The sequence below is a fragment of the Vibrio sp. 10N.261.51.A4 genome, assembly GCF_041471945.1.
Taxonomy (GTDB): domain Bacteria; phylum Pseudomonadota; class Gammaproteobacteria; order Enterobacterales; family Vibrionaceae; genus Vibrio; species Vibrio crassostreae_C.
In genome coordinates this window covers 1-9,188 of record NZ_JBFRPJ010000125.1, presented here as the reverse complement: position 1 = coordinate 9,188, position 9,188 = coordinate 1, and the positions used below count along the sequence as shown (strand labels likewise).

Below are 9,188 nucleotides of genomic sequence, written 5' to 3'. Positions count from 1 at the left end.
TGTGTATAAGAGACAGCCCTTGTGGAGGCTTTTTGCGTTTAGGAGTCTCGCTTTTTGACCTCGCTTTTCTCTACCAAACTAAGTGTCCGCAAATCTAAGCATTCGTAAAAGTTTGGTTTTCGTTATCAGACATCGAACCATGGATGTGGTATTGATAGCACAACATTATAAGACGACGTCAGTGGAGAGTTTGTATGTCACAGCCTTTTTCAATTGCCATTCATGGTGGTGCAGGAACCATCTTGCGCGAGCAAATGAGCTATGAATTAAAAGCGGGTATTACCGAGGCTTTGGAAAAATCGGTTTTGGCTGGTTATCAAATATTGCAATCGGGTGGTGATGCTCTGGATGCGGTAGTGGCATCGGTTAAGGTGATGGAAGACAGCCCGCACTTTAATGCCGGTAGGGGCTCTGTTTTAACGCATGATGAATTTGTTGAGATGGACGCTTCTGTGATGCATGGCCGCGAAATGGATGCAGGTGCTATTGCAGGCGTTCGCCATATCAAAAACCCAATTGAGCTTGCACGTGATGTGATGCGGAAAAGCGACCATGTGTTGCTGATTGGTGAAGGTGCCGAGAAGTTTGCGTTTGAGCATGACTACACCTTTACCGAGCAAGACTACTTCTTTACTGAGCGCCGCTATGACCAACTTCAGTCGATGAAAGAGAAAGGCATCTTTGCTCTGTCTGAAGCGAAATATGATGAACAGCAAGCTGAGAAATACCCTGACGATAAAAAGTACGGCACGGTTGGTGCGGTCGCATTAGACCAAGCGGGTAACTTAGCGGCAGCAACCAGTACCGGTGGCGTGACCAATAAGAAATACGGTCGTGTGGGTGACTCTCCGATCATTGGTGCAGGAACCATCGCTGAAAATGGCAATGTTGCCGTCTCAACAACCGGGATGGGTGAGTTCTTCCTACGTAAAATGGTCGCCAGTGATGTCGCAGCACGAATGCGTTATCTGAAAGAAGATGTGCACACCGCTTGTGAAACGATCATTCAAGGTGAATTGAAAACCATGGGTGGAGAAGGTGGCTTGATCGCTATCGATGGCCAAGGCGATATACATTTTGGTATGAACAGCTCAGGAATGTATCGTGCAAGCGTTGATACTCAAGGTCGTGTTGAAGTGAAGATTTATGCCGACGACTAAGTTGGTATCGGCTTAATTGGCTTTAGCTTATTCACTGAGATGAAATAAACAAAAGGGCGACAGATAAGTATCTGTCGCCCTTTTAGTTTTCTATGTCCCGTCCTGAAATGTGTTTACACATTGAGGACGAGAAACTAACGATATGCGTCGTTAGATTTAATTGGTTATTTTGAACCGCACTTAATAGTGTGGAGGTGGCGTCTCTTCTGATGCGTCAGCTAGATTAGAGCCATCCATATTTTTTACTTTGCCAACCACGAACTTCATCTGATCTTGCATTCTCGTGATTAACATTTGTTGTTGGCTAAGCGCTTCATTGAGTTCTTCAATGGTCTGTTCTTGGAAAGCTAGCTGACACTCTAGGTCATTTACGCGGCTTTCTAGTTGTTCAACTCGCTTTTCTGTCATCGTTCTTAATCCACATTCCAAGCTTGGGCAATGCCCGCAGAGGTGCCCGATATCACACGGTTCTTATCATCAAAGGCTGCATCATACACTACCGCACGAGGAGGGCGAGCATCTTTTAGTGGCTCAGCATCGTGGCGAGAAATTCGTTTGCCATCCTGAGTATTCCACACACTCACTTGGCTGGATGGCGTGCCCGTCACCAACATGCTGCCGTCATCAGAAAAACGAGCACTCGAAAAAATCAACTGTCGAGACCAGCTTTGCAATTGCGCTTGAGGTTCGCCCGTTTCAAGATCCCAAATCATCGCTTGATTGCCGCCATCAGAGGTAAAAGCCAGCTCGCCATCGCGTTGTAGCGCGACTCGTACTACTCTTTGTTCATGCTCAAAGGTGCGTAATACCAAGCCTGACTCGGTATCCCACAGGTAGGCTTTATAGTCGTTGCCACCTGATAATGCGTAGCGACCATTGGAAGAAAGGGAAACAGAATTAACTTTTTCTCGGTGAGCAAGGAACTCAAGACGGCGTCCGGTGACTAAGTCCACATAGATCGCTTTGCCATTAGACAGGCCAAGCAATACTTTTTCACCATTGCTAGAGATATCGACATCGCGAATTAAGCCATCGGAGATAGACCAAAGCCCTTGTGCTTGAGTCCAAGAGAGGTCCCAAACGGCGAAGTTCATCTGGCTTGCGGTAATGGCAAAGCGGCCATTGTCCGAGATACGGATACGCGATACTTGGTTTTCTAATTGATCTTGTGGGCCGAGTTGAGCTAACTCTTTGTTTTCGGCAAGGTCCCAAAGCAATAGTTGTTTTTTCTGAGAGTAGAGCAGGGCGAAGCGTCCATCTCTGCTAAGGGCAAAGCTGGTGGCACCATTGGGTTCTATTTCCCAACGTTGCTCATCATCTTGGAAGAAAAAACATCCATTTAACAAGGCGATGACAATTGTACATAGCAATGAGTGGAAAAATATTCGCATCACATCTAATAATCCGGTTTGTGTCGAAAGACATATGACTAGTATATTGTTATAACTAACGTATTCACACCAATCTAATCATTAGATTTGTGCACAATAACCAATGGCTTGGCCATTAATTGGAGAATTCAATGAAATCAGTTTTAAAAGTATCACTGCTTGCCGCAACGGTTATGCTAGCAGTTGGTTGTCAGAAAGAAGAACCAAAGGCAGAAGCTCCACAGGTAGAAGAAGTTAAAGTTGAAGCAGTAAACTTTAAAACAGAAGATGACAAAGCGGCTTACGCAATCGGTGTATCTTTCGCTAACTACCTAAGCACAAGCATTGATAAGCCAAGCGAGCTAGGTATCAACCTAGACAAAGATATGGTTCTTCAAGGTATCGAAGACGTATTCGCAGAGAAAACAGCACTTAACGAAGAAGAAACTCGCGCAGCTCTTGAAGCTCTAGACAAGCGTGTTGCTGAAACGATGCAAGCACAAGCGGCAGAAAAATCTGCAGAAGTGAAGAAAGCCGGTGATGACTTCCGCGCTGAGTTCGCTAAAACTGAAGGCGTTAAGCAAACTGAATCTGGTCTACTTTACCAAGTAATGACTGCTGGTGAAGGCGCTTCTCCAAAAGACACTGATACCGTTCAAGTACACTACAAAGGTACGCTAACAGACGGTACTCAGTTCGACAGCTCTTACGATCGTGGCGAACCAGCAACATTCCCACTAAACCGCGTAATCCCAGGCTGGACTGAAGGCGTACAACTGATGCAAGTTGGTTCTAAGTACAAGTTCGTTATCCCGCCAGAGCTAGCATACGGTGAGCAAGACACACCGACTATCCCAGCTAACTCAACGCTAGTATTCGAAGTAGAACTACTAAACATCGATAACGCTGAAGCAGCTCCTGCACAGTAATATCGGTTAAAAGCCTCGTACTAAAATACGTTGATTGAATAAAAAGCCTAACTTTGAGTTAGGCTTTTTTTATGATTTGAAGATGAGTATTTGATTTTTAAACTTGTTCTAAATCACTAGTTGCAATGTTAGCTAGGTGTGCAATTAAAATTTTCTGATAAACTTACATAAATTTGTTGATTTTTCACACGAAGGTAAGGAATAAGTGACTACTACAGAAACAGTCAATGCAGATGTGTTACTTGAAATGGAATCAGTCCACGTTATGCCATTCAGTGAACACGATAAAATCATTCTAAGATCTTATGAGGCCGTTGTTGACGGTATTGCGAGCCTTATTGGTCCGTTTTGTGAAATCGTTTTGCACTCTTTAGAAGACCTCAATACTTCTGCGATTAAAATTGCCAACGGCGAAAATACAGGTCGTCAGGTTGGCTCGCCGATTACCGATCTTGCATTGAAGATGCTAAAAGATATTGAAGGTTCTAAGCGTAACTTCTCACGTTCATACTTCACTCGCGCTAAAGGCGGAGTGTTGATGAAGTCGATCACGGTTGCTATCCGCAACGGTGAAGACCGAGTGATTGGCCTACTGTGTATTAACGTGAATCTAGACGCGCCATTCTCACAAGTGCTGCAATCGTTCATGCCTACACAAGACGCAGACGAAGCCGCATCATCGGTTAACTTCGCTAGTGACGTTGAAGAACTTGTCGACCAAACGGTTGAACGCACCATTGAAGAAATTAACGCTGACAAATCGGTATCGAACAATACTAAGAACCGTCAGATCGTGATGGAGCTGTACGACAAAGGTATTTTCGATATTAAAGACGCGATCAACCGCGTTGCTGAGCGACTGAACATCTCTAAGCACACCGTGTACCTATACATCCGCCAACGTAAAACAGAGGATGAAGAGGGTTGCTAAGCTATACACTCCTAGTGAATGGGCCAGTCTATGGCTCACAGTCAGCAAGAAGTGCCTACCAGTTTGCCGTGGCTCTGATTAAACAGGGCCACAAACTTCACAGTGTGTTCTTCTATCAAGATGGCGTCAGTAACGGCTCAGACCTTACCGTACCGGCTAACGATGAATTTGATTTAGCTTCTGCTTGGCAAAAGCTGGCTGATGAACACGATGTTAGCCTTGAAACCTGTGTGGCAGCTGCGCTAAGACGCGGAGTGATTAGCTCTGAAGAAGCAGAGCAACATCAACTAAGTGCCTCTAACCTAGCCACTGGATTTACTCAAGCCGGATTAGGAAGCTTATCGGAAGCGCTACTAACGCAAGATAGGGTTGTGCAGTTTTGAGAAAGTTAGCCTTTATATTTAACAGTTTCCCTCATACGACCGCTGCGGGTAGAGAAGGGTTAGACGCCCTGCTTGCTGCGTCCGCATATAGTGAAGACATTGCCGTGTTCTTTGTTGGCGATGGCGTGACACAGCTTCTCAAAGCGCAGCAGCCCGACGAAACACTATCGCGTGACTACATCTCTGCATTCAAACTTATGGACCTGTACGACATCGAACAGGTGTATGTGTGTCAGCGTAGTCTGAGTCAGTTTGGTCTTTCAGCAGACAACCTGCTGATCGATGTGACCACCGTTGAAGCCGACGAGTTAACGCAGAAGTTAGCTCAGTGCCAACAGATACTGACTTTCTAGGGGACGCTATGCTTCATATTGTAAAATCAGTCGACAAACTTAAACTCGCATTGACCTATTCTCAGCCACAAGATCAGTATCTTTTGGTGGAAGATGCGGTGTATGTTTGCCTTCCCAATCATGAGTTATTCACTCAAATCTGCGCAGTAGAGCAGGTGTCGGTGTTAAAACCAGATCTCGATAGCCGAGGTTTACAACTACTTGTCTCAAGTACCATTGATCAAGTTGACTTCGATGGCTTCGTTAAACTGACGGTTTTGAACGACAAATCAGTCACTTGGTAGCTGTGTTTTATCAGTTTGGTTAAAAGTAGACCATCCTGAGCTCTAGACGGCTAAAAAAGATCTGTATATTTCTTGACACACCTCCCACTGCTGAATAGAATTTTGCGTCCCTAATTACGACTTGTGATTAGGGATAGATTTTTCACAAAGCTTACTTTCAAGTAAATTTCAGGAGCTAGTTAATGGCAACTATTAACCAGTTGGTTCGCAAACCTCGTGTAAAGCAAGTTGTTAAAAGCAACGTGCCTGCACTAGAAGCGTGCCCACAAAAACGTGGTGTATGTACTCGTGTTTACACTACTACACCTAAAAAACCTAACTCGGCACTACGTAAAGTATGTCGTGTACGTCTAACTAACGGTTTCGAAGTAACTTCGTACATCGGCGGTGAAGGCCACAACCTACAAGAGCACAGTGTTGTACTAATCCGTGGCGGTCGTGTAAAAGACCTTCCGGGTGTTCGTTACCACACTGTTCGCGGCGCACTTGACTGTGCTGGCGTTAACGACCGTAAACAAGGTCGTTCTAAGTACGGTGTGAAACGTCCTAAGTCTTAATTGATTCTCTTTTTTAAAAAGAAATCGTTAAGTAAGGCCAAACACTATTTTATTTATTATTCTGAAAAGTTTTGGAAAAAACCTGAAGAAGACAACGGAGAATATCCATGCCACGTCGTCGCGTAATAGGTCAGCGTAAGATCCTTCCAGATCCTAAGTTCAAATCTGAATTGCTGGCAAAATTCGTTAACATCCTTATGGTTGACGGAAAGAAATCTACTGCAGAAAAAATCGTTTACACTGCACTAGATTCAATGGCTGAGAAGTCTGGTAAAGACCACTTAGCTGTATTTGAAGAAGCTCTTGAAAATGTTCGCCCAGCGGTAGAAGTTAAATCTCGCCGTGTAGGTGGTTCAACTTACCAAGTACCTGTAGAAGTTCGTCCGGTTCGCCGTAACGCTCTTGCTATGCGTTGGGTAGTTGAAGCTGCGCGTAAGCGTGGTGAAAAATCTATGGCTCAACGCCTAGCTGCTGAAATGCTAGACGCGTCTGAGAACAAAGGTACTGCGGTTAAGAAACGTGAAGACGTTCACCGCATGGCTGACGCAAACAAAGCGTTCGCACATTACCGTTGGTAATACCTTTTTAGTGCTGCAAGGTTCCTTGCAGCACTTCTTTAGTTCCTATGCTTATGCTAGGAACTATTGCTATTTCTAGGGCAAGCAATTTTTAGCGAAGCATCGCTTTTAACGCCTAATCTAGACATAGCAATAGTCCCTAAGTCTCTAATAAGAGGATTCAACCGTGGCTCGTAAAACTCCTATAGAGCAATACCGTAATATCGGTATCGTTGCTCACGTAGATGCAGGTAAAACAACCACAAGTGAACGTATTCTGTTCTATACCGGTCTTTCTCACAAAATCGGCGAAGTTCACGATGGTGCAGCAACCATGGACTGGATGGAGCAAGAGCAAGAGCGCGGTATTACGATCACTTCAGCAGCAACCACTACGTTTTGGCGTGGTATGGAAGCTCAGTTCTCGGACCACCGTATTAACATCATCGACACTCCTGGACACGTTGACTTCACAATCGAAGTAGAACGTTCTTTGCGTGTGCTTGATGGTGCAGTTGTTGTGTTCTGTGGCTCATCTGGTGTTGAACCTCAGTCAGAGACAGTATGGCGTCAAGCTGATAAGTACCAAGTTCCACGTATGGTTTTCGTTAATAAAATGGACCGTACCGGCGCTGACTTCTTGCGCGTAGTTGAACAGATCAAGGACCGCTTAGGCGCAACTCCTGTTCCAATTCAACTGAACATTGGTGCTGAAGAAAACTTCCAAGGCGTTGTCGATCTTATCAAGATGAAGGCAATTAACTGGAATGAAGCTGACCAAGGCATGACTTTCACGTACGAAGATATTCCTGCAGACATGCAAGAAATGGCTGAAGAATATCGTACAGAACTTGTTGAAGCTGCTGCAGAAGCAAATGAAGAGCTGATGGATAAGTACCTTGAAGAAGGTGAACTAACAGAAGCTGAAATCAAACAAGGTCTTCGTACTCGTACCCTTAATAATGAAATCGTACTTGCTACTTGTGGTAGTGCATTCAAAAACAAAGGTGTACAAGCTGTTCTAGATGCAGTTGTTGATTTCCTTCCTTCTCCAGTCGATGTACCTGCAATTAAAGGTATCGATGAAGATGAGAACGAAGCAGAGCGTCACGCAGACGACAAAGAACCGTTCTCAGCGCTAGCATTTAAGATTGCAACAGACCCATTCGTTGGTACTTTAACTTTCATCCGTGTTTACTCTGGTGTTGTTGAAAGCGGTAAAACAGCTTATAACTCTGTGAAGAAACAACGTGAACGCTTAGGTCGCATTGTTCAAATGCACTCAAACAAGCGAGAAGAAGTAAAAGAAGTACGAGCAGGTGACATCGCAGCCATCATTGGCCTGAAAGATGTGACTACTGGTGAAACCCTTTGTGACCAGAACCATAAGATTGTTCTTGAGCGCATGGAGTTCCCAGACCCAGTTATTCAGATCGTTGTAGAGCCAAGCTCTCAAGCTGATCAAGATAAAATGACTATCGCTCTAGGTAAACTAGCAGCGGAAGACCCATCGTTCCGCGTTGATATGGATGCGGAAACTGGCCAGACTCTGATTTCTGGTATGGGTGAACTACACTTAGATATCATCGTTGACCGTATGAAGCGCGAATTTAGCGTGAACTGCAACGTTGGTAACCCGCAAGTGGCTTACCGTGAGACTATTCGTGGTACAGCGAAAGCGGAAGGTAAATTTATCCGTGAACATGGTGGTAAAGGTCAGTACGGTCACGTATGGCTGAAACTAGAACCATCAGAAGCTGGCGAAGGCTTTGTCTTTGTGGATGAAATTGCCAATGGTATCGTACCGAAAGAGTTTATCACTTCAGTTGCTAAAGGCGTTGAAGAGCAGATGAACAATGGTGTGCTTGCTGGCTATCCAGTTTTGGATATCAAAGCTACACTATATGATGGTTCTTACCATGAAACAGATTCAAGTGAGATGGCGTTTACAATCGCTGCCTCTATGGCTTTCAGAACGGGTGCACTTGAAGCGCAACCGGTTCTGCTTGAGCCTATGATGAAAGTTGAAGTAACTACTCCAGAAGACTGGATGGGTGACGTTGTTGGCGATATTAACCGTCGTCGCGGCATCATCGAAGGTATGGACGAGGGGACAGCTGGCCTGAAGATAATTCGTGCACAAGTTCCGTTGTCTGTCATGTTCGGTTACGCAACTGATTTACGTTCTGCGACACAAGGTCGTGCTTCTTACTCTATGGAGTTTAGTGAGTACGCTGAAGTGCCTAACAATGTTGCAAAAGCAATCATTGCAGAGCGTGGTTAAACAAAAGGAAGGCATTTTTTTTCATTTTTTGAAAGAACAATGCGTCCAAATATTGCGCTAACGAGAGTTGGCGCATAAAATAGCAATTTCTGGCGCGTCTCGCTCAATAATGAACGTGGCGAATCATAACTAGGAAGGAACACGATTGTGTCTAAAGAAAAATTTGAACGTACGAAACCGCACGTAAACGTTGGTACTATCGGCCACGTTGACCACGGTAAAACAACTCTAACTGCTGCTATCTGTACTACTCTTGCAAAAGTATACGGCGGTGTTGCTAAAGATTTCGCATCTATCGATAACGCTCCAGAAGAGCGTGAGCGCGGTATCACAATCGCAACTTCTCACGTTGAGTACGACACTCCAGCACGTCACTACGC

12 protein-coding genes are annotated in these 9,188 nt (G+C 44.8%); 10 read left to right on the top strand and 2 right to left on the bottom strand.

Features of this window, described 5'->3' with window-relative positions; all coding sequences use genetic code 11:
• Window positions 1-194 precede the first annotated feature (194 nt).
• Window positions 195-1,160 (top strand): isoaspartyl peptidase/L-asparaginase family protein, encoded by a 966-nt coding sequence (locus tag AB4384_RS22700; protein WP_017061107.1) that lies wholly within the window; start codon window positions 195-197, stop codon window positions 1,158-1,160.
• Window positions 1,161-1,340: 180 nt separating this feature from the next.
• On the opposite strand, the gene AB4384_RS22695 is transcribed toward AB4384_RS22700, so the two are convergent.
• Window positions 1,341-1,568, bottom strand: a complete 228-nt coding sequence (locus tag AB4384_RS22695; RefSeq protein WP_009848930.1) for a SlyX family protein — start codon at window positions 1,566-1,568, stop codon at window positions 1,341-1,343.
• A gap of 5 nt (window positions 1,569-1,573) precedes the next feature.
• Window positions 1,574-2,551 (bottom strand): WD40 repeat domain-containing protein, encoded by a 978-nt coding sequence (locus tag AB4384_RS22690; RefSeq protein WP_102320012.1) that lies wholly within the window; start codon window positions 2,549-2,551, stop codon window positions 1,574-1,576.
• Between the two features lie 131 nt (window positions 2,552-2,682).
• Between AB4384_RS22690 and fkpA the strand changes: the two genes are divergently transcribed.
• From fkpA to AB4384_RS22645, 9 genes are all read left to right on the top strand, one after another.
• The gene (fkpA, locus tag AB4384_RS22685; RefSeq protein WP_017061105.1) at window positions 2,683-3,459 is read left to right on the top strand and encodes an FKBP-type peptidyl-prolyl cis-trans isomerase; all 777 of its coding nucleotides are present in this window, start codon (window positions 2,683-2,685) and stop codon (window positions 3,457-3,459) included.
• A 205-nt stretch (window positions 3,460-3,664) separates the two neighbouring features.
• A complete protein-coding gene (locus tag AB4384_RS22680) occupies window positions 3,665-4,390 on the top strand; it encodes a transcriptional regulator (RefSeq protein ID WP_004729851.1) in 726 nt (241 codons plus the stop codon).
• Entirely contained in the window at window positions 4,384-4,773 is a 390-nt protein-coding gene (gene tusD, locus AB4384_RS22675; RefSeq protein ID WP_017063709.1) for a sulfurtransferase complex subunit TusD, read from the top strand. The genes AB4384_RS22680 and tusD overlap by 7 nt, the downstream gene beginning before the upstream one ends.
• Complete coding sequence (gene tusC / locus AB4384_RS22670; RefSeq protein ID WP_017063710.1) at window positions 4,770-5,126, top strand: sulfurtransferase complex subunit TusC; 357 nt, start codon at window positions 4,770-4,772, stop codon at window positions 5,124-5,126. The genes tusD and tusC overlap by 4 nt, the downstream gene beginning before the upstream one ends.
• Window positions 5,127-5,134: 8 nt before the next feature.
• Window positions 5,135-5,410 (top strand): sulfurtransferase complex subunit TusB, encoded by a 276-nt coding sequence (gene tusB, locus AB4384_RS22665; RefSeq protein WP_017063711.1) that lies wholly within the window; start codon window positions 5,135-5,137, stop codon window positions 5,408-5,410.
• 182 nt (window positions 5,411-5,592) lie between these two features.
• Window positions 5,593-5,967: a 30S ribosomal protein S12 gene (gene rpsL, locus AB4384_RS22660; protein WP_004737194.1), complete on the top strand. Its 375-nt coding sequence runs from the start codon at window positions 5,593-5,595 to the stop codon at window positions 5,965-5,967.
• 107 nt (window positions 5,968-6,074) lie between these two features.
• Window positions 6,075-6,545: a 30S ribosomal protein S7 gene (gene rpsG, locus AB4384_RS22655; RefSeq protein ID WP_010435163.1), complete on the top strand. Its 471-nt coding sequence runs from the start codon at window positions 6,075-6,077 to the stop codon at window positions 6,543-6,545.
• 166 nt (window positions 6,546-6,711) lie between these two features.
• Window positions 6,712-8,808 (top strand): elongation factor G, encoded by a 2,097-nt coding sequence (fusA, locus tag AB4384_RS22650; RefSeq protein ID WP_372130148.1) that lies wholly within the window; start codon window positions 6,712-6,714, stop codon window positions 8,806-8,808.
• A 147-nt stretch (window positions 8,809-8,955) separates the two neighbouring features.
• On the top strand, window positions 8,956-9,188 hold a 233-nt coding region (locus tag AB4384_RS22645; protein ID WP_240698606.1), incomplete at its 3' end, for a GTP-binding protein.